A 24,624-nucleotide genomic window follows, 5' to 3' on the forward strand; every position below is an offset into this window, starting at 1 on the left:
CATCAAAAATTCTGGTTAAGTTTTTTTACAACTTGATATACATCGTTGTGAGCATCATCGTCTTTTAGGATCAAAAAAGCCACTCAGTTTAAGTGGCTTCTTACTAGTATTTATTCACGGTTAAGTGCTTTTTCTATTTCTTCTAAGCTGCTTGGGTCATCAATAGTGGATGGCACCACGTATTGCTCGCCATCGGCTATTTGACGAATGGTTCTTCGCAAGATCTTACCCGAGCGAGTCTTTGGTAAACGGTCAACAACAAGCGCATGTTTAAAGCACGCTACTGCGCCAATCTCGTTGCGTACTTTTCCAACTAGCTCGCCTTCTAGCGTTAGATCGTCAATCTTCACACCATCTTTAAGAACCACGAACCCAAGTGGTAGCTGACCTTTTAATTCGTCGTGGATTCCAACCACCGCACATTCCGCAATCGCTGGGTGACCACCAACGATTTCTTCCATTTCGCCGGTAGACAGACGGTGACCTGCGACGTTAATTACGTCATCAATACGACCCATGATAAACAGGTAACCTTCTTCATCTAGGTAACCGCCATCTCCCGATACGTAGTAACCCGGAAATTGACTTAGATAACCAGTTTCAAAGCGGTCATGGTTGCGCCAGACAGTCGGTAGACAGCTTGGTGGTAATGGGCGCTTCAAAGCCACAAAACCTTGTTGATTTGCGCCTACTGGCATGCCCATTTCGTTCAGAATCTCGACCTGATAGCCAGGAATCGGCTTGGTAGCAGACCCAGCTTTTACCGGCATCATCTCGATACCGGTCGGATTTCCCGCGATGGCCCATCCAGTCTCGGTTTGCCACCAATGGTCAATGACCGGCTTATCTGCTTTGCTTTCGACCCATTCTAGCGTTGGTGGGTCAAGGCGTTCGCCTGCCATAAATATTGAGTCGAGGTTGGACAAATCGTATTGCTTAATGAACTCGCCTTCTGGGTCTTCTTTCTTAATTGCACGGAAAGCGGTTGGCGCGGAGAAAAGCACATCCACTTTGTATTCGTCACAAACACGCCAAAATGCACCCGGATCAGGTGTTCTCACCGGTTTGCCTTCGAATAGAATTGTTGTACAACCATGAATCAGCGGCGCGTACACAATATAAGAGTGACCTACGACCCACCCTACATCCGATGCAGCCCAGAACACACCATCTTGAGGAATGTTATAAATCGACGTCATTGAATATTTCATCGCTACGGCATGACCACCATTGTCACGCACCACGCCTTTTGGTTTCCCTGTTGTGCCAGAGGTATAGAGAATATAAAGAGGATCTGCCGCAAGCACAGGGACACACGCATGAGGCAAAGCTTGCGCGTATTCTTGCTGCCAATCTAAATCACGCTCAAGATTAAGATCTGCTTCGCACTGTGGGCGCTGAAGAACAAAGACTTTCTCTGGCTTCCAACGGCTGTCCATAATGGCTTTATCAACCATGGGTTTGTATGGAATTACCTTATTGATTTCGATGCCACAAGACGCCGTCATGATGACTTTGGGTTCCGCATCTTCAATTCGAACTGCGAGCTCATTCGGGGCAAAACCGCCAAACACCACCGAGTGAATAGCGCCCAATCGAGCACACGCTAGCATTGCCATTGCTGCTTCTGGGATCATCGGCATGTAGATGACCACACGATCGCCTTTGGTTACGCCTTGATTAGAAAGCATGCCCGCAATTTTCGCCACTTGGTCACGCAGAGCTTGATAACTGTAAGTTTGTTTTTGCCCCGTCACTGGCGAATCATAAATCAGTGCGGTTTTGTCGCCTCTTCCTTGCTGGCAATGATAATCCAACGCGAGCCATGACGTGTTCATTACGCCATCAGGAAACCAACGTTCAATCCCATGTTCGTCAGCTTGTAAGATGGTATTTGGCGCTTCAAACCAATCGATGTTTTCAGCTTGAGCACGCCAAAAGTTTTCCGGTTCATTTTGTGCCCAAAGGTATTCTTTTTGATATGCAGACATATTGCTTCCTCCAGTATGTCCTGACATTGCTTTTCTTGAGTATCACTACCATGCAATTGTGTTATTCAAAGACATTGGAGGGAACACGCACAAAGCCCTCCATCAGTATTCTCGCGCTGCGGCTCATGATGGCTTTCTCAACCACCCAACCTTGTTCTGTTTGTTTGGCTTTTGCCCCCACCTTAAGCGTTCCTGATGGATGCCCAAACGTCACAGATTCTTTCTCTCCGCCACCAGCCGCTAAGTTGACTAAAGTCCCCGGGACGCATGCCGCCGAGGCAATGGCGACCGCTGCGGTTCCTATCATGGCGTGGTGAAGCTTGCCCATAGATAAAGCTCGGACGAGAATATCGACCTCACCTGCTTCTACTGTTTTACCACTTGACGATAAATAGGATTTAGGCTGGGAAACAAACGCAATCTTAGGCGTATGTTGACGTGTTTGAGCCTCTTCAAGCGAATCGATAAGCCCCATTTTTAACGCGCCATGAGCACGAATGGACTCAAACCTCGCGAGCGCAAATTCATCGTTATTGATGTCATTTTGAAGCTCAGTGCCTTGGTAGCCAAGTGCTTCTGCATCAATGAAGATCGTCGGTATGCCAGCGTTGATGAAGGTGGCATTAAAAGTCCCAACATCCGGTACGACCAAATCGTCTACTAGATTGCCGGTTGGAAACATGCTGCCTTCGCCATCAGCAGGGTCGACAAAATCAACTTGGATTTCTGCCGCAGGGAACGTCACACCATCAAGCTCAAACTCCCCTGTTTCTTGAACGAAACCATTTACGATTGGCACATGAATCAATATGGTTTTGCCAATATTTACCTGCCATACACGAACGGTAACGATGCCGTTTTGAGGAATACGATCTTCGTCGATCAACCCCGCATGAATGGCGAAAGGGCCGACTGCAGCAGAAAGGTTGCCACAGTTACCACTCCAATCGACAAATGGCTTATCTATTGATACTTGTCCGAACAGGTAATCAACGTCGTGATCGACTCGCTGACTGCGCGACACAATCACAGTTTTACTGGTGCTGGAAGTCGCGCCGCCCATGCCATCAATTTGTTTAGCATACGGGTCTGGGCTACCAATCACACGAAGTAGCAGTTTGTCTCTTGCCTCGCCTGCAACTTGCGCGGGCTGTGGCAAATCTTCAAGGTTGAAGAACACACCTTTACTCGTACCGCCGCGCATGTAAGTCGCCGGGACTTTGATTTGGCTTTGCATCTTGCTATCCATATCTTGCTCCGTTATTGCGCTATCTATTGCGAGAGGAAGTCTTGAGCAAAGCGCTGTAACACACCGCCCGCTTTGTACACGTGAACTTCATCTTCGGTATCGAGTCGACAAGTCACAGGCACATCAACCTTGTCGCCATTTGCACGGGTAATCACCAACGCCAAATCAGCACCTGGAGTGATATCGCCGATAACGTCATACAATTCAGTGCCATCTAATTCGAGCGTCTTTCGGTTCACGCCATCTTTAAATTGCAGAGGAAGTACACCCATGCCAACTAAGTTTGTACGGTGAATACGCTCAAACCCCTCAGCGACAATGGCTTCTACACCCGCCAAGCGAACGCCTTTCGCCGCCCAATCTCGCGACGATCCTTGACCATAATCCGCACCCGCGACCACGATAAGCGGCTGCTTGCGATTCATGTAAGTCTCAATCGCTTCCCACATGCGTGTCACTTTGCCTTCAGGTTCGACTCTCGCCAGCGATCCTTGCACGACTTCGCCATTTTCCTTGACCATTTCGTTGAACAGTTTCGGGTTAGCGAAAGTGGCGCGCTGCGCGGTTAAGTGATCACCTCGGTGCGTCGCGTATGAGTTAAAGTCTTCTTCTGGCACGCCCATCTTCGCGAGGTACTCACCTGCGGCGCTGCTTGCCAAAATTGCGTTCGATGGCGACAAATGGTCGGTTGTAATGTTGTCGCCTAAAACGGCAAGAGGACGCATTGAAGACAGAGTTCGCTCACCAGCCAGTGCTCCCTCCCCCTCTTTTTGCCCCTCTTTTTTCCAGTAAGGAGGTCTTCGGATATACGTACTCATCGGACGCCAATCGTAGAGTGGATTCGGGTGACGAGCCTCATCATTCAGTTTAAACATTTGAATGTAGACTTGATTAAATTGCTCTGGCTTAACGTACTCACCCACCACAGCATCAATTTCTTCATCCGTTGGCCACAAGTCATTGAGATAAACCGGCTTGCCGTCTTTATCTGTACCCAAAGAATCACGTTCGATATCAAAACGAATTGTACCGGCTAACGCGTATGCAACGACCAAAGGTGGCGATGCTAAGAATGCTTGTTTTGCGTAAGGATGAATTCGACCATCAAAGTTGCGGTTCCCAGAAAGTACCGCCGTTGAATACAGATCTCGCTCGATGATTTCTTGTTGGATTTTCGGGTCAAGTGCGCCACTCATGCCGTTACAGGTTGTACACGCATAAGCGACGATACCAAAACCAAGCTTCTCCAATTCAGGGAGTAAGCCAGATTCTTCAAGGTAGAGTCGAGCAACTTTAGAACCCGGAGCAAATGAAGACTTCACCCAAGGTTTGCGCACCAATCCAAGCTCATTCGCTTTCTTCGCGACCAGACCCGCTGCGACAACGTTTCTTGGGTTACTGGTGTTGGTACAAGAAGTAATTGCCGCGATGATCACCGCGCCATCCGGAAGTTCACCTTCTTTCTCTTGCCACTCGCCAGAAACACCACGTTCAGCGAGCTCTGCGGTAGGTAAACGACGATGAGGATTAGATGGACCTGCCAAATTGCGCCCGACTTGGGACAAATCAAACTCAAGTACGCGCTCATAAACTGCCGTGTCTAAATCATCTGCCCAGAGACCAGTTTGCTTGGCGTACTTCTCAACCAAGTCGACCTGTTGATCATCGCGACCTGTCAGTTTGAGGTAATTAATAGTCTGCTCATCAATGTAGAACATCCCAGCGGTTGCGCCGTATTCTGGCGTCATGTTTGAGATGGTCGCGCGGTCGCCAATAATTAGATCTCGCGCCCCTTCGCCAAAGAATTCGAGATAGGATGAAACCACGCGTTCATTTCGCAGAAACTCGGTAATCGCTAGTACGATATCCGTGGCGGTAATACCCGGTTGGCGCTTACCAGTCAGCTTCACGCCAACAATGTCCGGCAGACGCATCATCGACGGGCGACCAAGCATAACCGTCTCCGCCTCTAAACCGCCGACACCAATCGCAATAACGCCAAGAGAATCAACGTGAGGTGTGTGACTGTCCGTGCCGACACAGGTATCTGGGTAAGCAATGCCTTGCTTGGCTTGCACAACTGGAGACATCTTCTCCAAGTTGATTTGGTGCATAATGCCATTACCCGCAGGAATAACACTGACGTTCTCAAACGCCGTCTTACACCACTCGATAAAGTGGAATCGGTCTTCGTTTCTACGCTCTTCTATCGCGCGGTTTTTCTCAAACGCCTTTGGGTCAAAGCCTGCGTGTTCAACCGCCAGTGAATGGTCGACAATCAATTGCGTTTCAACCACAGGGTTTACTTTCGCTGGGTCACCGCCTTGTTCGGCAATCGCATCACGCAAACCTGCGAGGTCGACTAATGCCGTTTGTCCAAGAATGTCATGACAAACTACGCGCGCCGGATACCAAGGAAAATCAAGGTCACGCTTTCGCTCAATCAACTGTTTTAAGCTTTCAGTGAGCGTATTTGGGTCGCAGCGACGAACCAACTGCTCTGCTAAAACGCGGGAGGTGTATGGGAGCTTTTCATAAGCTCCAGGAGAAATATCGTTAACTGCTTCTCGGGTATCAAAATAATCGAGTTGCGTTCCCGGGAGCGGCTTACGATATTGAGTATTTATGTTTGTGGTGATGCTCATGGGCTTGCTTCCGCTTTAGTGTACATCTTGTGCCAGAACGCACCGCGATACTGTTTTTGAAATGAATTCGCGGTGAAAGAGACGCCCCTTGTGAATGCCATGCAAGATGAAACTCACAAAGAGGCGTCACGCGCTAGCGTTGTTCGATTGGCACCCAGCCTTGATGATCCGGTCCAGTATAATCCGCACTTGGGCGAATGATTCGGTTGTTCGCGCGTTGTTCATACACGTGCGCCGCCCAACCTGTCAGTCGGCTCATCACAAAGATTGGCGTAAACAATTTGGTTGGAATATCCATGAAGTGGTAAGCCGAAGCATGGAAGAAGTCGGCATTACAGAACAGACCTTTCTCGCGCTTCATGACGGATTCCACACGCTCAGAGACCGCGTAAAGATGTGTGTCACCCACCTCTTTCGATAACGCTTCTGACCAACGCTTGATCAGTGCATTACGAGGATCACTTTCGCGATAAATCGCATGACCAAAGCCCATGATTTTGTCTTTATTCTCTAGCATCTGCAGAATATTGGCTTCTGCCTCATCTGGCGTTTGCCAGTCTTGGATCATCTCCATCGCCGCTTCGTTTGCACCGCCATGAAGTGGACCACGTAGCGTGCCGATAGCAGCTGTGATACAAGAATGAAGATCAGAAAGCGTAGAAGCACACACACGCGCCGCAAATGTTGAGGCATTAAACTCATGCTCTGCATAAAGGATCAAAGAACAGTGCATCACCTTTTTGTGCGTTTCACTTGGTGCTTTATCAGTAAGCAGTTTCAGGAAGTAGCCGCCAATGCAGTCTTCGCTGTTATCGTGAGTTTTGATTCGTACGCCATCGTGGCTGAAGCGATACCAGTAACAGATGATCGCAGGGAAAAGCGCCAGCATTCGCTCAGTAGCATGGAGCTGTTGTTCAAAGTCCATTTCTTGCTCTAAGTTACCCAGCATAGAGCAACCTGTGCGCATAACATCCATCGGATGTGCGTCAGCAGGAATCAGCTCTAACGCTTGCTTAAGCTCCGCTGGTAAGCCACGCAGGCTCAATAGATGTGTCTTGTAGGCGTCTAGCTCTTGTTGATTAGGTAAGTGACCGCGTAACAGCAAATGCGCCACTTCTTCAAATTGAGCATGATTTGCCAAGTCCGTAATATCGTAACCACGATACGTTAGACCTGTCCCCGTTTTACCGACAGTGCATAAAGCTGTGCTTCCAGCGCTTTGGCCGCGTAGACCTGCGCCACCTATCTCAGCTTTCTTTTCTACAGAATGAGGCATTGTTGAACTCCTTTTCTGTCTGATTTGGCTCTCTTAATGGGCTCTTTTGAATCAGACAATTTTCACGTTATTGGATTAGAGATTCTTAAATAGTATTTGTCTTGGGCTTCCGTTTGTTTCTTAGTTGACCTTATTTACCCTCCGAAAACAGCTTGTCTAACTTATTCTCGTAGTCGTGGTAATTAAGGTGCTCATACAACTCTTTTCGTGTCTGCATTGAATCAAGCAACGCTTCTTGGTTGCCAACTTCAAGCAAGTGTTTGTAAACCATCTCGGCAGCTTTGTTCATCGCACGGAATGCGCTCAATGGGTACAAAACCATGTCCACTTTGGATTGGGCTAACTCTTCACAGCCGTATAGTGGCGTTTGTCCAAACTCAGTAATGTTGGCAAGAATAGGCACGTGCTTCCCTGTTGCTTGCTCTAGCGCTGTTGAGAACTGCTGATATTGGTCTAGCTGATTCATGGCTTCTGGGAAGATCATGTCTGCGCCAGCTTCCACACATGCAATCGCACGTTCAATCGCACTGTCCATGCCTTCCACCGCCAACGCATCAGTGCGAGCCATAATGACAAAGCTCTCGTCATTACGTGCATCCACCGCCGCTTTCACTCGATCGACCATTTCTTGTTGGCTAACAATCGCTTTGTTTGGACGATGACCACAGCGCTTCTGCGCCACTTGGTCTTCCATGTGCACTGCCGCCGCTCCCGCTTTTTCCATCGCTTTAATGGTGCGTGCAATGTTAAAAGCACCACCAAAGCCCGTATCGATATCAACCAATAACGGCAAATCACACGCGTTGGTGATGCGGTCTACATCTACTAAAACATCGTTCAGTGTCGTAATGCCAAGATCTGGCAAACCGTAAGACGCGTTGGCGATGCCGCCACCCGACAAATAGATAGCTTGGTGACCCAAGTTTTTCGCCATCATGGCGCAGTATGGGTTAATGGTGCCGACGATCTGCAGCGGGTTGTTTTGCTCTATGGCGAGTCTCAACTTCGCCCCCGGAGATAAGCGCATGACAATGTCCTTCTAGTCTTGTTTACCCTTCATACTTGAAGCCGCAGTTTTGTTAACTGCGCCAATTCACCCTAATCACATAGAACAGCTATGCTCATAGGGCTGAATTGTCTTGTTGCCGCGCTGCAGCTCCAATTATTTCGGGTAAAGTTTCAGAATGTAGAATCTGTAATTCGATAAGTTTTCGGCTGCCTGAGATGTGCCTTCTCATCAGCATTTCTGCCAACTCTTCATCACGATTGCGAATCGCTTGCAGAATGAATTTGTGTTCGTTGAGTGCTTCATTAGGACGAGATTGCGCACGTGGCGATTGGTAACGATACATGCGCAGCAAGTGATACAACTCGTCACAAAGCAAAGAGATTAGCTTGCTGTTTCGGCTCGCTTGAATGATTCGATAGTGGAAGTCGAAATCACCATGCTGGTGGAAATAAGATGCTCCTTCAACTTCGTCGATGTGTTTGGAATGTGTCGACAATAGCATTTCCAAGCTCAGTAACTCTTCTTGAGTGATATGGCGAGCCGCGAGCCTTGCTGCCATGCCTTCTAATGCCTCGCGGACTGAATATAATTCGATGAGTTTTTCTGGAGAGAAAGTAATAACACGAGCACCAACATGCGGAATGCGCTCAATCAAGCCAAGTCCTTCTAGGCGCATCATGGCTTCACGTAAAGGACCTCTACTTACTTGGTATTTCTTGGCTAATTCAGGTTCTGAGATTTTACTTCCCGGCTTGATATCACCACCCACGATCGCTTCAATTAACGATTCTGTTAGCGTTTCTGACTTTGTATTCTCTTTTTCAGAAACAACTACTTTATGACGAGTTTTTAGTTCCGTATTCATATTCAATGCACTCGCTTAGAAGACACCAAAGTGTCTACAATTTGCTCTACTGAATATAAAATAGGCTATAAAAATGTCGACAATCAAGAATATTGTCGACAATTTAGACTAAGGTATAGTTCACTCTTTCTTATTTCATAAGAAAACATCGAAAACCAATACCCATCACGATTCATATTTGTGACAAATCCCTAAGCAATGTAAACCGTACGACACTACCATTAACGATCAATCATTCAAAAGTTAATTTAAGGGTCAAGATTGAAGAGCAAGCTACTAGGCTTTTTAGCCATAACGACATTGCTTTCTGGTTGTATTGCATTTACTGATAGTACAGAAGAAAACCGTTACCCTTCTCTATCCGATGCCACCTATTCAAAGGAAGAATTAACTGTAAAAGAGACGAATAACGTGCTGCGAAGTGCGATTGTCAACAATCGTCTCGTCTCACTTACTGCCACTGATATGATTAACCAGTCGATGCCCGTCGTCTTTGCTGAGGCTTATGATGATTCATCAAAAATTGCATTGGAAAGCCAAGAGTTTCATCGCTCTTTACAAGAACTTGTGAAAGAGTTTTCGTGTCAACTCTATGCATCACGACAACCAACATACACCATTCAACTTTGTCCTGCGTCCAATCAAGTGGTTTTAAATAATCTTGATTATCTACCATTTACTGAGGGAGTTTGGTTAACACAGCGCTTATCTAGCTACTATGAATCCTCTCAGCAGCCACATATGTTCGAGCTATATTTAAAGTCCGGAATTGAGAAACCATTAACTAGCGTATGGGGAGCAGTACATGAAGCTGGGTACTTCCCTGCTAGCGAGGTTAATCCAAGGGATTTGGTTTTAACCATTTTCTTAGATAGTTATAACAAACCAGAATCTCAGCAACCTTGGAAACGCTTATACCGTGAACCACTGGTTTTCTTTGTATTTTTACCACCAGTGGACCATATTCTTGAACACCAAAATGAAATCAAGGCAATGGATTTTGCCTACAACAACGCAAGACTCTTACTGGTCGATAGTCGTTAAAAAGCACCTAAATAAAGCAGGCGTTTTTAACACGCAAAGAGAAAACCATTTTGAAAACATAAATACAGATTGACTCTGAACCATCAAGCTAGAGTCAATCAAGATCTTTTCTGGTTCATCGTGATAAACACTTGATGATCAACTTTGAGGTTTGTCTTCGTATGTAGTTGTTTCCTTAGTTTTCTTTGTATTTGCGTTCGACATCACACTCTCCTTACTCCATCCCGACACAAAATATTCATACACTAAGAAATAATGATTAATTATTTACAATTAAATAACACATAAGACCTAGTAATTACTGACATAAATAACAATTAGGGACCAATTGCTATTTCACACATGATTAAGGAATAGATATGGCTGGACAGTTTTCTGCTTCTGCAAGCACAATGTCGGCAAAAGATTATAAAAATGAAGAACATACAGTAACTTCTTTTCAAGTCATCGATTCACTCTCGGTACCATTTGAGATTGTAGTGACTCTCATTTCCAATTCGTTTGATCTACAAGACCAGTTAGGGCAATCCTTGACGTTACAGCGTTTTGCCAACCAATCAGGTAACCTAACCAAATCAAAAACATTTAATGGGATTATTACGGAAATCCAGCACCTCTCCATTGATTCAAATCTTCAATATTCGAGTTATCAAATCATTCTACGCCCATGGTTATCCTTGCTTAAATACACACATGGATTTCGTGTTTATCAGAATCAATCAACCAAAGAAATTATTACTGATGTGTTCAACAGTGCGGGTTTTAGTGGCCAGTACCAATTGAACAATTTGCCAGCAACAAAACGAGAGTATTGCTTACAGTATAACGAATCCGATTTCGACTTTGTCTGCCGATTGATGGCGGAAGAAGGGATCCACTTTTTTTTCCAACATTCCGACGGAAAACACACCATGCTTTGCCAAGATGCTCAATCTCCTTTTGATAAAGCAGAAATCAATCAATTTGATATGGTCGAAGTTCCAGAAGGGAAAAATCCTTTAATTGACAGGTGGATGCCCAAGAGCTGTTTTCATGGTTCAAGTATTGAACTTACCAGTTTCGATTACAACCAAACAAAATTGATTTCCAGCAAACCCAAGAAAACCACCCACTCGATAGCAAATGCTTCTAAACTGACGCAGACTCACTACCCACCACTTGGTATTAATGGTGATCGAACCGATCTCGCCAGTAATTTAGCGAAGCGGCGCATCGAATTAATCGAACAACAATACCAACAAATTATTGCAACCGCGAAGCAGGATGCATTTGAGTTGGGTACTTGGTTTTCATTAGCTAATCATTTAGACAAATCCCAGCAAGGAGACTATTCGGTAGTCTCCATTCGAACTCAATACACCGAATCTGTCGAATGCGATGTCGAAATAGAACTCATCCCAAAATCTGTCACTCATTACCCTCAATTAATTGAAAAACAACGAGTTCACGGTTTGCAAAGTGCACTTGTCGCGGGCTCGTCAAGTGGCGAAATTAATCAAGATGAACAAGGAAGAGTCAGGATACAGTTTCATTGGGACACAGAAACAACAGGCGACAAAACCAGTTGTTATGTGCGAGTCGCCCAAATGATGGCAGGCAATAGCTATGGCACCCAGTTTATACCGCGCGTTGGGCAAGAAGTTCTAGTCGCTTTTATCGATGGCGATCCAGATCAACCCATTATTACAGGGAGCGTCTACAACAGTAAGAACCCGCCTCCCTATAAGGAGTCCAATAGTACTAAGACAGGTATTAAAACCAAGCTTTATGGGCAAAGTAACGAGCTTTATTTTGATGATAAGAAAGATAATGAACTGCTCTACTTACATGCCGCAAAAGACCTTACACAAGAGGTGGAAAATAACCACACTGAAACGGTTAAAGGTGAACTGTCTCAGTCTGTGACTAAAGCTATAAACGTATCAACAGAAGATAACTACACCCTAACTGTTACAAAAGAGCTCTCTGAAAAAGCAAAATCAATAACATTAGAAGCAGATAGCAGTATTGAACTTAAGGTGGGTTCGAGCAAAATCACCCTTTCAAGTTCATCCATTTCTATCGAGGCCAGCAATATTGATATCAAGGCCAGCAGCTCGCTTAACCTCGAAGGTACCAACGTAACCAGTAAGGCTACGTCTGCCAATAAGGTCTCAGGAACAACCACGGCTATCGAGGCGACAAGTTCAAATAGCATCAAAGGAATGAGTGTCTCAGTCAAAGCAGACACAACATTATCTGCTGAAGGCTCCTTGAGTGCTGAGTTTAAATCTGGACTCAAAGCCACATTTGATGGCGGAGTGATGGGTGAAGTTAAGGGTGCAATTGTAAAGGTAAACTAATGACATACAAGAAAATCCCCTATCAATATGCCGCTCAGGTGTTGGATCGATTTCCGGCGTCTGATGAAGCTACATCATTAATCAGCCAAGAAATGCGTATTGATGAAGCCATCTCCACAATGCAGGATGGCCATTATTACAATGACTTAATTCAGTTTTTTGCACACGCGCTACCAGTAAGAGAATCAATTTGGTGGGCTATAGGGTGTCTCAGCAGCAGAGCTGACGTATGGTCTTCTCAGCAAAAACAATGCATCGAAAACGCACATCAATGGGTTTTGCAACCATCCGAAGAGTCACGCCGTAAAAGCGAATTATTTGCTCAACGACTCAACTTAAACTGTGGACCATCATGGTTGTCACAAGCGGTGTTTTGGAATGGCTCAGGCAGTATTGTGGCACCAGACTTACCTGTAGTACTCCCAGACCCATTTCTCTATGCTAAAGCCGTTGCTGGTGCAATTAATCATGCAGCCGTTTTACCTGCGTGGAGCGAAACAGATACATATTACGAACATGCGATCACCACGGCATTAAACATCGCTAATGGTGGTAATGGTAAGGAGACTTAAATGACATTACCTGCAGCTAGACTCACTGATATGCATGTGTGCCCTATGCAGACCCCAGCGGTTCCCCCAGTTCCTCACGTAGGTGGCCCTATAACTGGCCCGGGAACCCCCACTGTTTTAATCGGAAATATGCCTGCAGCAACAATGGGCGACATGTGCGTTTGTGTCGGCCCGCCCGACAGTATTGTTAAAGGTAGTGCAACAGTACTGATAGGAAACAAACCTGCTGCGAGAATGGGAGATACAACTGCACATGGCGGCAGCATTGTACTAGGAATGCCCACAGTACTTATCGGGGGATAAGCCCCTATTTTTAAATAGGTTATTTATAATTTTATACCGTCATCCGTCCAGTTTTCTGGAGGCGCTTCAAACTTTAGGTCAAATAATTAATTTGTTTGAGACTTTTTACAAAAACACCCTACCATTAACAATTAACAAGAGTAATTAATAATACTTAACAAACAAGATACGAATAATTCGTAAGTTCTATAAGATGGATTTATATTAGCAACGGATTGCTTATGATTGATGTTGAAGGTTTGCTCTCTCCTATCTCTGAGCAAGCACCTTGTGGTGCATATTTAAAGCTAGACCGAACGACATATCGTAGTTTAAGGAATGCCTATAACACTGCCCAGTCATCCTTTAGGCAGCTGGTAGAAACACCAGATGCTTCAAAGAATGAGGATCTACTAGAAGCCAATTACAATAACTGGCAGGCACTCAATAACACGACATATGAAACGCTTCGCCAGTCAACCAAAGACTTAGAAATCCTTGGATGGTATATAGCAAGCCAGCTTTTTACCGATGCACCCTTTTTGCATTTAAGCCAGTCTTTAGATGTGCTCAAGCAATACGTTGAATTATACTGGCCAACACTCAACCCTATGCCCCCAAGAGAAAAACTCAAAGCAACTGATGATGAGTCTGCGGCAAGAGAATGGGCGGAGTTTAGGATAAAACCGCTGCTACAATTGGTCGGTGAAAGCGATGATAGCACTGCCATTTACGTCCCATTGCAACTCACCCCGCTAATCAGCACTATTACATACGGAGATTTTCTCCTAGCTGAGCGTGATGGCTCACTAGCGGTATTGAAAGAGAGCAGTCAGAAAGCTTTTAACGAGCAAGAGCTTCAAGATACGTTACAGAATCTCGCCCAATCTCTTGAATCACTAACAACAACCGAAACTCTAATTGCAGCAAAATGCAAAGAAGTTGGCGCTTCCACCGTAAGTTTCAAGTTCATTAAATCCAATTTAGTTAACTTGCTAAAAGCCATTGAATACCTAGTACGCGATATAAGCGCTCACTGGCCCCTCGATAGCAATTATCAATTGATCACAGAAACAGAATCAGATAATCAAACATCAACAAATAATATCGTACCCGATCCTGTAGCCCAAACTGAGTCGACTACCCCACTTCAAGCACAGATAAGCACCACAACGCAGGACGTAATACATACGGCAACAAATGGTATGGATTTATCGAATTCAGCGCAACAAACAGTCACAAGTTCTGCCATTTCCAATCGAGATCAGGCATTTGGAGAGTTACGTAAACTCGCAGAGTTTTTTAAACAAACGGAACCACATAGCCCTATCTCTTTTCTTCTGGAAAGAGCCATTCGTTGGGGATACATGAGTCTTCCTGAACTGTTAGAAGAAATGATCGGCAATGAAAAGCATGTTCTAAGTTATATCAACCAATTAACAGGAATGGATAACTTAGAGCAAGCTGATTTAAGTGACAAGCAAGTTCCAATTCCTGTTCCAACGGCAGTTTCTGCTCCCCCGGTTGAAAATCAGCCTAAACACACAGAATCACCGGTAACTTCACCCATAACAGAAACCACTCAATCATCTGGCAGTATTCAAGATTTCGAGTGGTAACCATACAGAGCGATCAAACCAAGGAGAGTTAAATGGCTTCTATATTTATGAGAATTGACGGCACAAAACCAAAGGGTGCCGCTACTGTTGAAAAAATTGGCGGTAAGGACGGCTTTTTTGCGGTAGACAGCGTTAACTGGAGTGCTGTACGTGGCGTTGGCATTGATGTCGGCAATGCGAATAATGCAGACCAAGGTATGGTCGCTCTAGGCGAAGTTAACATCTCACGCGGATGTGATGGTGCGACACCCTACCTAACCACTTTCCTATATGCACCTGGCGGCGAAGGTAAGACAGTCGAAATCGTTATGACAAAACCAAACCGCGAGGGCTCTGGCGCTGATCCATATCTCATTCTTACTCTGAAAGCAGCGCGTATGTCGAGTTACAACATGGGCGTAAGCGATGGCACATTGCCAAATGAATCATTTAGCCTCACTTACACAGAAATATCTAAGGCTTACTACATCGAAGGCGAAGGCGGCAAGATCGAAAAAGGCCCTGAAGTAGGATTTGACGCAACAACTGCGAAGGTTACGTCTACTGCGTCATAACGTTTAAGGAGATAGATTGTGGCACTAAATTCACAGCATAAGCGCGTAAGTAAAAACAGAGTAAGTATTACTTATGACGTTGAAACAAACGGCGCAGTCGAAACCAAAGAGTTACCGTTTGTTGTTGGCGTAATTGGCGATTACTCAGGACATAAACAAGACAAAGAAGATGTGGAAGATCGTACATTCTACAACATCGACAAAGACAACTTTGACAACGTGATGAAACGCGTTGGTCCTGAACTTTCAATGAAAGTTGATAACGTTCTTGCCGATGATGACAGCCAATTTGAAGCAAATCTAACCTTCTCTTCAATGAAAGACTTTGAGCCAGAGGCCATCGTTGAGCAAGTAGAGCCTTTGAAAAAATTGGTCGAAACGCGTAACCAGCTCAAAGTTCTTCTTTCAAAAGCGGATCGTTCTCGTGATCTGGAGAAATTACTCAAAGAAGTTCTACAAAGCGCAGACACCATTAACGCCCTTTCTGAAGAGCTTGGAATTAATCAAGAAGGAGCTGAGTAATGAGCACTGAAACCGATACTCAAACCCAGACTGAAGCCGCGGAAGGAACACTGAGTTTTCTTGACCGAGCAATAGAAGCAACAACACAAACACCCGCAGACACAACGAAAGAACTCTTTTCAGTGCTTGCCGAGCAGGCACTTTCTGGCACTGTTGCATGGGATAAAAACGTCACTAAGACAATAGAAAGTGCCATCGCTGAAATCGATAAAAAACTATCGAAGCAGCTTTCTGAAGTGATGCAACAAAATGAGTTTCAGAAACTCGAAGGCTCATGGCGAGGTTTACAAAAACTGGTAAAAGAAAGTGAATTAGGCCGTGATCTAAAAATCAAAATGGTCGACTTCAGCCAAGAAGAGTTACTTGAGCAGTTTGAAGATGCACCTGCAATCGATCGCAGCCCCTTGTTCAATGCTGTATACCAAGGTGAGTACGGCACAGCAGGTGGCGAACCGTATGGGACGTTTATTGGCGACTATGAATTTAGTGCCAAAGATGAAGATGTCGCACTACTACGCTACATGGGCGAAGTTGCCGCAGCATGCCATGCTCCATTTATCGCAGCAGCCAATGCTGAAATGTTTGAGTTTAATGACTTCACTACTTTCGATGAAGGTAAACCAGTCGCGGCTGGATTTGACTCCCCTGCTTATGCTGCATGGAACTCTTTCCGTGAAAGTGATGATGCGCGTTACGTGACCTTAACCTTGCCACGCACACTTGCCCGTCTACCATACGGAGATAAAGGTTTGGGTACCAACTTGTTTAACTTTGAAGAGTTAGACACTGATATGGATGGCAACCCTAATCCAAGCAGTAACGATGAGCTTGTTTGGTCTAATGCGGCATATGAGTTAGGACTGAAAATGACCCAAGCCTATACTGCCTACGGTTGGTGTACCGCGATTCGCGGGTTAGACAATGGCGGTAAAGTCGAAAACTTACCAAACCTCACCTACAAAACCGAAGCCGGTGATCTTGTTCAACAATGCCCAACGGAAGTCAATCTAACTGATGAACGTGAAAAAGAGTTGAGTGATCTTGGTTTCCTACCACTAGTTCACTACAAAAACTCAAATTACGGCGTGTTCATTGGTGGACAAACAACGCAAAAACCAAAGACATATACCGATCCTGATGCCACGGCTAATGCTGCAATCTCAGCACGCCTACCGTATATCATGGCAAGCAGTCGCATCGCCCATTATTTGAAAGTGATGGGACGTGACAAGCTGGGTTCGAACTTAGAAGCACCAGATATTCAAAGAGAATTACAGCTATGGATCGATCAATACACCAATGCTGGTGCAATTGGTAATGATCAACGAGCAAAGACGCCTTTAGCAGAATCCAGAATCGAGGTTGTGGAGCAGCCAGGCCGCCCTGGCTCATACTCCGCTGTTGCTCATTTACGCCCTTGGTTGCAATTGGAAGAGCTGACAACTTCAGTTCGAATGGTTGCAAAAATCCCAGGTTAAGCATGAGAGTAGCCGGAGCAATCCGGCTACTAAATTCGTATGATGTTAAACACGAATTGGCAAGAAAAATTCAATCAGTTAGACAGTAAAGACAATGCTTTTTTAGCAGAAGCATTGTCTTTACTCGCCTGTATTCCCAATCTAGACCTAACTAACAAACAACAACTTATTGCAGCTGTTTCTAGGTTAATTACGGAACTCGACAACGCGCTTTCTAAGCAGCTCGATAACATCATGCATCATCGTGATTTTGTACATATGGAAAGCAACTGGCGTGGTATTCAGGGGCTTGCATTACTCCCAATCAACGCTCAAAGAACGCAGCTTAAGATACTTGATATGTCGTGGAACGAAGTCTCATCAGACATGAATCAAGCGTACAACATACGTGCTTGCGAGCTTTACAATAAAATCGGAAATCAAGAGCTCAACACCCTTGGGGGGCATCCCTTTGGCTGCATCATGTTCACCCACGCTGTATCTATGGATATTGACGTCGACGCCGACTTCGATGATCTCTTTACTCTCGAGCTTCTCGGAAAACTGGGAGAGTCAATACTATGTCCAATGGTGCTTTCACCTGACGAGCACTTTTTCGTGAACAATGGAGCTGACTGGATTTCTGATATCACACGGATTGAAAAAATCCTTTCAGGTCCGGATTACCAAGCTTGGGAAGCATTAAGGGCGAAAGCCAGCTCTCGATTTACCGCATTGGTCATGCCTAGGATACGGATGCGCTCTATTCACCACAACGCTCAAGTCGGCTTTTTGTATAACGAAAGTGGTAACGGATTATGGGGAAATGCATGTTTTGCATTTATTGCAACCATCATGCGTGAACATCACCGAGTTAACTGGTTTGGCTTTCTCAAATCTCGCTGGAACGACAAGTTCCAAGGTGCATTGATAAACCTTCCCAATTCAAAACAACAAAGTGAATACCTGTCAAAGCCAGTCACTGACATCACGTTATTTGGCCAAGTATCAACCTTTTACGCCCAGTGTGGCTTCATTCCACTCACCAAAAGCCAGCAAACTAATACGTATTATTTTAATGGTAACAACTCGGTGTGGCGAAATGGTAATAACGACAACGATAAAGTACTGAACCAAGTTCAAACCACGCTCATGTCTTGTCGAATTGCACATTATTTGAAAGTTCAAGTCCGAGAAATGATCGGTAGCTTTAATACAGCAGCAGAATGTGAACTATTTCTAACTCAATGGATTGAGAAATTCTCTAGCAATGTAACCAACGCGAATGAAGAGACATTAGCAAAGTATCCATTGAGTTTTGCCAAGATCTCTGTGGAGGAATCCCACTCCGCTCCGGGCAGTTTTGCATGCACATTACGAATGGTTCCTCAATATCAATATGACCACTTTAGTGGAGAGGTGGTATTAACAACAGAATTGGACGAGGTAGCCTAATGAGTTTTTGGAGAACGTTTGTTGCCCAGTCTTCCATAACGAGAGATGCGGAAATCGACGATATTAAATATAACCTAACCAAATTGTTTGAATCTGAAGCTCCATTAATGGATATCGATGATCGGTTATCTCAAACACTAAAATCCAACTTAAGATTTGGCATTGAAGACATCCAGCTGCTCAGTGCTAACCTTGACCAAACACAACTTTCTATGCGCATTGCCGACTGGATTAAGCACTTTGAGCCAAGGCTAAGCAGTGTCATGGTCGAACTGATTGAACGAAAGGAAAATGAGAACGCATTGGCATTTCATATCATTGCTCAAGCCAATACTCAAAATGGAAAAAAGGAACTTATCTTCGATTCTAAAATTTCACTCAGTGATCTAACAACCTCGATGGAGGAAGACAGCTATGACTGATCCTCTATTACGATATTTTGAGCAAGAACTGACTTTGGTGCGTCGCTCACTTGGTCAATTTGGAGCTGATTACCCGCAACACGCTGAGAGTCTCAACATTCATCAGGGCAAAATTGAAGACCCAAGCATTGCCCGATTGCTTGATGGCGTTGCACTTTTAAATGCAAAGTTGGAGCAAAAGCTTGCAGAGCAGCAACCAGAAACCATCGAAGGGTTACTCAATGTTCTGTACCCCTCATATACCCAAACAATCCCGAGTGTTGCCTACTTTGAATTAACACCAGAAAAGCCTGAGTCAACCACACTTCCCAATGGTTCCCAACTCAGTGCTATGTCTAATGGTATGGAATGCTTATTCTCTACCGTAGACACATTACAAATATCACCGTATTTATTAAGTGATGTAAATGCTCAAAGTGCGCCATTTAGCTTTAATCGACCAAAATCAGCTGAGTCGACAACAGCGGTAATACAACTGACCTTAACCACAGGTGATCCAGCTCTTCACTTTAGCCATTTATCATTAAGTGATTTCGATTTTTTTGTTCAAGGCTTTGAGAATAATGCGGATTCTCTCGTTGAATTGCTGCTTAGCCAAACAAAGGCCATTTCAATCTCCGATATTGAAGCAAAACAGCATGTCTCACTGGAGCCAAACCGGCTAAAAAGCAGAATTAGTGACCAAGAATTCGCTTTTTTACCTCAACATGGAAACCAGTTTATTGGTTACCAATTGATCAACGAGTTCTTCTTTTTTAAAGAGAAAAGGCAGTTTTTCAGACTGAAAGGCTTTGCAGATGTCGCGTGTCAATTTGAACAATCTGAAATTATCGTCAATCTGTTCATGTCAGCGCTTCCCACAGAATTTATTCGCCTATTTAACACAGATGTATTCAAACTCAACGTCATCCCTGCCATCAACTTATTCGAACAAGCTGGTGAACCTGTCACTTATGATCAAAGGAGCTTAACTCTTCCTGTCAAAGCGGACTCTCACAGTGACAGTAATATTGAAATTATAGAGATAAAACACGTATACGAATTAACATCGACGGGTACAAAACCATTAACACCACTGCTCAAGCAAAAATATCATTCAGATGAACGAGCAGACTATTGGCAAAGTACGCGTGATACCTACGGTGATTTTAAAGTTACGGTATCGTTGCAAGGCAATAGGCAGCCAAGCTTTGGTAAGATCTACAACACCAAGCTGCTTTGTTCGAATGGAAAACAAGCATGTGGTATTGAGGGCGCTATCGAGTGCCTTGCGAACATCGACTTACCGGGTGAATTTGCACTGTTGTATCCCCCTTCCGCACCAATTGAGCGAGAGCGCGATCATAACCTTCATTGGCAGTTTATCGCGTTATTGAACTGCAATTTTGCTTCTATGCTCCAAGTGCCGCACCCAGAACAAGCACTAAAACAAATGCTTAAACTCTGTACACGTGAGCCCGTTTCATCCTCGGAGATACAGATGATTCGTGCAGTAGAGTTTAAGTCTCAAGTCGCGGCAATAAGGGTCATGGGAAATAATATCTTTTCTCCCGGAACAGAAATCGACATCACATTGGATACGACAGGGCCCTTTCATGCGTTTAGTGATGTTCTGAATCGGTTTTTTCAACAATTTTGTAGCTTTGACCGATATATCCAGCTCACTATCCGTATCTATGGTCGCGACGGCATTGCCAAGCAATACCCGAAACTACACGGGAGCCAGTTATGCATGTGATGCAAGATATCGCGGCCAATACGGGGCGATATGATTTTGTTCAAGCGATGCGTTATTTGTTACAGCTACAAAGTCATAGCGAACAAAAGATATCCATTCAACTCAAAGCGGAAGCGATGCCTATTGGCGATGGTGACGAAATTCAACATTTCTCACTGAAAGGGAATAAAGCAAAACTCCGGCTAGCGAAGCAAGCGCTATTTGGCTCTCAAGGCGTTATCCCCAATTACATTTATGAAGAGTTGTTAGCCGCCCTACACAACGAGGATCATGCACTTAAGGACTTTCTCGATGTGTTTAATCAGCGTTACTTTGAAATAGATTATCGTGTGGAATCACAGAAGTGGTTGTTACTGGAAAAAGAACAGAATCATCAGAAATTTGAGCTACTCAATCATCTTTCTGCATTACATACACAGCATAGAGCATATTTTCAATATTCATTTCTGCTTGGGCAGCAGAGTCGCTCTTTAAGCAGCATCAAGCAAATCCTAAATGACTATTTTCCCTACAGCATCGATGTGACATGTCAACTGCATCAACGTAAGAAGTTACCCCATAACTCTTTAACTCGAATTGGAACTAGAGAAGAGTTTAACAGCCGGGCCGGAAAAGGCTTTCTGCTCGGCAAAACATGTCTGGCTCAATTTAATCATTTAAATATATCAATTACCCCTGCCAGTCGTTCGGAATTCAAGCAGATAGAACAAGATGTTTATCTTGGTCAAACAATGATGGACATCATCCAACATTACCTTCGAGATAACACGTCGGTATCCATTTATCTGAATGTGAAACGTGCCTACCTTCAACGCCCTACTTTGTCTTCATCGGCACAAATAGCGGCCAAACTTGGTGAGGTTGACTGCATGGCTCCGGAAAGAAAACCCGAACAATCCGTACGAATTCTACTTAGATAACAACAAAAACAGCTTTCGAGATACAAGGAACTCAGTATGACTCAAGTAACACTAACAAATTTAGTAGGCAAACTCTCAACAGAGCTGAAACGGGCGCTTGAAGTTTCTGCAGGTGCAGCAATGAATCAAGGCGTTCCTGCCATCGAAGTGGAACATTGGTTGTTGCAACTCATCACTCAAAACGACGCGCAACTTCAGCAGCTTATGAATTCTCAAAACTTGCCTCAAGAGCAGTTGATTGCTGAACTGACCGACAAGATCACCCGCTTGCCCAAAGGCAGCGAAGGTCAACCTACACTGAGTCATGAGCTAACTGAGTTAATCAAAGATGCTTGGATGCTGGCATCAGTCAATTATGGACATGCACAAGTTATCAGCCTTCATTTAATGCAGGCACTCTTACAACAAAATGTCATGGGAATAAGCTCTCTTCAACTAAAAACACTGGAGTCACTCTCACTAGAATCCCTGCAAGGATTAATCAACAAAACACCGGTTGCTCGTTCCCAACAAAGCTCAGCGTCAGGAAGTGTCGATGCAACACCCGCTGGCAACGATGCATTGAGTAAATACACCATAAACCTTACTCAACAAGCCCTTGATGGAAAAATTGATCCTATTTCTGGGCGCAACGCCGAAGTACGCAAAGCCATTGATATCTTATGTAGAAAACGCCAGAACAACCCTATTTTAGTTGGAGAGCCAGGGGTCGGGAAAACAGCCGTCGTTGAAGGACTTGCTTTGCGGATCGCAGCTGATGAAGTTCCCGCTGCATTACAAGGCGTTCAGATCCATTCATTAGATCTCGGCCTATTGCAAGCAGGCGCTAGCGTCAAAGGTGAGTTTGAAAATCGCTTAAAAGATGTCATTAATGAGGTGAAAAACTCAGAGCAGCCAATTGTTGTGTTCATTGATGAAGCCCATACGCTTATCGGTGCTGGTGGTGCAGCGGGACAAAATGATGCCGCGAATCTGTTAAAGCCCGCTTTGGCTAGGGGGGAGTTTAAAACTCTTGCTGCTACAACTTGGGCTGAATACAAGAAATATTTCGAGAAAGATCCTGCTCTAACACGCCGCTTTCAAGTCGTTACGATTGAAGAACCAAATGCTGAAGATGCAATGCAAATGCTGAGAGGCATCGCTGCATCTCTACAAAAACACCATGGAGCATTTATTGCGGAATCGGCAATTGATGCCGCAGTTAACCTCTCTATCCGTTACCTTCCTAGCCGTCAGTTACCAGATAAAGCCATCAGCTTGTTAGATACCGCAAGTGCTCGCATCGCACTCACTCAAGGTTCGAAACCTGAAGTCATTGAAACTCTCGAACAGACGATTCGTTACCAGAAAAATGAAAAAGCGGCACTTGAGAAAGAAAATGCCCTATTCGGCATCTCAGAACAGGAAATCCAAACGCTACAGCAGGAAATTGAAGCGAACGAAGCAAAGCTGTGCGACTACCAAGTACGTTGGAAAAAAGAGGTAGATCTTGTTGAAGCGATCAAACTATTGCAACAAGAAATAACGGAACAACAAGAAGCCAATGAGGTGGATGAAGGCAAACAACAGGCATTGAACATTGCTATGCAGGAGTTAAGTGACGTTCAAGGTGAAGAGCCACTTGTGAATGCAATGGTTGATGACAACACCATTGCACAAATTATTGCCAACTGGACCGGTATCCCCGTCGGCAACATGATGAGCGATGAGATTGCCAAACTGCTTACCCTTGAACAAGTGTTAGATAATCGCGTTATCGGTCAGAATGTTGCCAAGCAAGAGCTCGCAAAAGCAATTCGTATTTCCAGAGCAGGCCTAACTGACAACCGAAAACCCATTGGCGTATTCCTTATGTGTGGCCCAAGTGGTGTTGGTAAAACGGAAACCGCAATGGCGCTGGCTGAACAACTCTACGGTGGCAGTAACGATCTTACTGTCATTAACATGACTGAGTTTAAGGAAGAACATAAAATCTCAATGCTACTCGGTTCCCCAGCAGGCTATGTTGGGTTTGGTGAAGGTGGCGTACTAACCGAAGCAATTCGCCGCAATCCATATTCTGTCTTATTGCTGGACGAAATGGAAAAAGCCCATCCGGGTGTCCATGATCTGTTCTATCAAATTTTCGATAAGGGCCATATCAAGGACAGTGAAGGCCGTACCGTTGATTTTAAAAATACCATCATCATCATGACTTCTAACGCTGCCGATCAGGCGATTTGCGATGCTTGTGATGCCACACAAGAGCGCATCGATAATGATGAATTGCTCGAAACCATTCGACCAGAGCTACAGCACTACTTTAAACCTGCATTCCTTGGCCGTACCACCATCATTCCATACTACCCGCTCAATGATGACGAACTAGCAAAGATCACGGAAATTGCCCTTAATCGCATTAAGAAAAAACTGGCAGAGCAATACCAAGCGACTTTTAGCTGGGATGAAAACTTTGTCCAATACGTTGTTGCTAAAAACACAGATCCTACAACAGGTGGACGTGCAGTAGAGCAGATCATTAATCGCTCGTTAATGCCGAAACTGGCAGAAGAGTGCATCGGAAGACTTAGCCGAAAAGAGCCAATTTCACAGGTATCGGTTACCTCTCCAAACTCTCATCAAGGCTTTGAGTTAAAGATCAACTAATCAGGAAGATACGGGC

At 44.7% G+C, this 24,624-nt stretch carries 19 protein-coding genes; 13 read left to right on the forward strand and 6 right to left on the reverse strand.

Annotation, left to right across the window (positions count from 1 at the left end; genetic code table 11):
• Positions 1-110: 110 nt before the first annotated feature.
• From ACQEXS_RS16855 to ACQEXS_RS16880, 6 genes are all read right to left on the reverse strand, one after another.
• Positions 111-1,991, reverse strand: a complete 1,881-nt coding sequence (locus tag ACQEXS_RS16855) for a propionyl-CoA synthetase (RefSeq protein ID WP_427014600.1) — start codon at positions 1,989-1,991, stop codon at positions 111-113.
• Positions 1,992-2,052: 61 nt separating this feature from the next.
• Entirely contained in the window at positions 2,053-3,240 is a 1,188-nt protein-coding gene (gene prpF / locus ACQEXS_RS16860; protein WP_427014601.1) for a 2-methylaconitate cis-trans isomerase PrpF, read from the reverse strand.
• Between the two features lie 23 nt (positions 3,241-3,263).
• Positions 3,264-5,885, reverse strand: a complete 2,622-nt coding sequence (gene acnD, locus ACQEXS_RS16865) for a Fe/S-dependent 2-methylisocitrate dehydratase AcnD (RefSeq protein WP_427014602.1) — start codon at positions 5,883-5,885, stop codon at positions 3,264-3,266.
• A 133-nt stretch (positions 5,886-6,018) separates the two neighbouring features.
• Positions 6,019-7,161, reverse strand: a complete 1,143-nt coding sequence (gene prpC / locus ACQEXS_RS16870; RefSeq protein ID WP_427014603.1) for a bifunctional 2-methylcitrate synthase/citrate synthase — start codon at positions 7,159-7,161, stop codon at positions 6,019-6,021.
• A gap of 130 nt (positions 7,162-7,291) precedes the next feature.
• Entirely contained in the window at positions 7,292-8,188 is an 897-nt protein-coding gene (prpB, locus tag ACQEXS_RS16875; RefSeq protein WP_427014604.1) for a methylisocitrate lyase, read from the reverse strand.
• Between the two features lie 94 nt (positions 8,189-8,282).
• Positions 8,283-9,035: a GntR family transcriptional regulator gene (locus tag ACQEXS_RS16880; protein WP_427014605.1), complete on the reverse strand. Its 753-nt coding sequence runs from the start codon at positions 9,033-9,035 to the stop codon at positions 8,283-8,285.
• A gap of 261 nt (positions 9,036-9,296) precedes the next feature.
• Here ACQEXS_RS16880 and ACQEXS_RS16885 point away from each other — a divergent pair, with 261 nt between their 5' ends.
• The 13 genes from ACQEXS_RS16885 (at position 9,297) to tssH (ending at position 24,608) form a co-directional block, all read left to right on the forward strand.
• Positions 9,297-10,079, forward strand: coding sequence for a hypothetical protein (locus ACQEXS_RS16885; RefSeq protein ID WP_427014606.1), 783 nt, complete (start codon positions 9,297-9,299; stop codon positions 10,077-10,079).
• 359 nt (positions 10,080-10,438) lie between these two features.
• Positions 10,439-12,421, forward strand: a complete 1,983-nt coding sequence (locus ACQEXS_RS16890) for a type VI secretion system Vgr family protein (RefSeq protein ID WP_427014607.1) — start codon at positions 10,439-10,441, stop codon at positions 12,419-12,421.
• The gene (locus ACQEXS_RS16895) at positions 12,421-12,993 is read left to right on the forward strand and encodes a DUF6931 family protein (RefSeq protein ID WP_427014608.1); all 573 of its coding nucleotides are present in this window, start codon (positions 12,421-12,423) and stop codon (positions 12,991-12,993) included. The genes ACQEXS_RS16890 and ACQEXS_RS16895 overlap by 1 nt, the downstream gene beginning before the upstream one ends.
• Positions 12,994-13,296, forward strand: coding sequence for a PAAR domain-containing protein (locus ACQEXS_RS16900; RefSeq protein WP_367986501.1), 303 nt, complete (start codon positions 12,994-12,996; stop codon positions 13,294-13,296).
• 221 nt (positions 13,297-13,517) lie between these two features.
• Positions 13,518-14,894 carry an ImpA family type VI secretion system protein gene (locus tag ACQEXS_RS16905; protein ID WP_427014609.1) on the forward strand — a complete coding sequence of 459 codons (1,377 nt, stop codon included), beginning with the start codon at positions 13,518-13,520 and terminating at the stop codon, positions 14,892-14,894.
• 32 nt (positions 14,895-14,926) lie between these two features.
• On the forward strand, positions 14,927-15,448 hold the full coding sequence (locus ACQEXS_RS16910) for a type VI secretion system tube protein Hcp (protein ID WP_367986503.1): 522 nt from the start codon (positions 14,927-14,929) through the stop codon (positions 15,446-15,448).
• An 18-nt stretch (positions 15,449-15,466) separates the two neighbouring features.
• Positions 15,467-15,970 (forward strand): type VI secretion system contractile sheath small subunit, encoded by a 504-nt coding sequence (tssB, locus tag ACQEXS_RS16915; protein WP_367986504.1) that lies wholly within the window; start codon positions 15,467-15,469, stop codon positions 15,968-15,970.
• On the forward strand, positions 15,970-17,448 hold the full coding sequence (gene tssC / locus ACQEXS_RS16920; RefSeq protein ID WP_427014610.1) for a type VI secretion system contractile sheath large subunit: 1,479 nt from the start codon (positions 15,970-15,972) through the stop codon (positions 17,446-17,448). Before tssB ends, tssC begins: the two co-directional genes overlap by 1 nt.
• Positions 17,449-17,481: 33 nt before the next feature.
• Positions 17,482-18,882: a type VI secretion system contractile sheath domain-containing protein gene (locus ACQEXS_RS16925; protein ID WP_427014669.1), complete on the forward strand. Its 1,401-nt coding sequence runs from the start codon at positions 17,482-17,484 to the stop codon at positions 18,880-18,882.
• Complete coding sequence (gene tssE, locus ACQEXS_RS16930; protein WP_427009469.1) at positions 18,882-19,304, forward strand: type VI secretion system baseplate subunit TssE; 423 nt, start codon at positions 18,882-18,884, stop codon at positions 19,302-19,304. The genes ACQEXS_RS16925 and tssE overlap by 1 nt, the downstream gene beginning before the upstream one ends.
• Positions 19,297-21,042: a type VI secretion system baseplate subunit TssF gene (gene tssF / locus ACQEXS_RS16935; protein WP_427014611.1), complete on the forward strand. Its 1,746-nt coding sequence runs from the start codon at positions 19,297-19,299 to the stop codon at positions 21,040-21,042. Before tssE ends, tssF begins: the two co-directional genes overlap by 8 nt.
• Positions 21,033-21,962, forward strand: coding sequence for a type VI secretion system baseplate subunit TssG (locus ACQEXS_RS16940; RefSeq protein WP_427014612.1), 930 nt, complete (start codon positions 21,033-21,035; stop codon positions 21,960-21,962). Before tssF ends, ACQEXS_RS16940 begins: the two co-directional genes overlap by 10 nt.
• A gap of 36 nt (positions 21,963-21,998) precedes the next feature.
• Positions 21,999-24,608: a type VI secretion system ATPase TssH gene (tssH, locus tag ACQEXS_RS16945; RefSeq protein ID WP_427014613.1), complete on the forward strand. Its 2,610-nt coding sequence runs from the start codon at positions 21,999-22,001 to the stop codon at positions 24,606-24,608.
• The last annotated feature ends 16 nt before the right edge of the window (positions 24,609-24,624 follow it).

The organism is Vibrio sp. TRT 17S01 (assembly GCF_050113695.1).
Classification (GTDB): Bacteria; Pseudomonadota; Gammaproteobacteria; order Enterobacterales; family Vibrionaceae; genus Vibrio.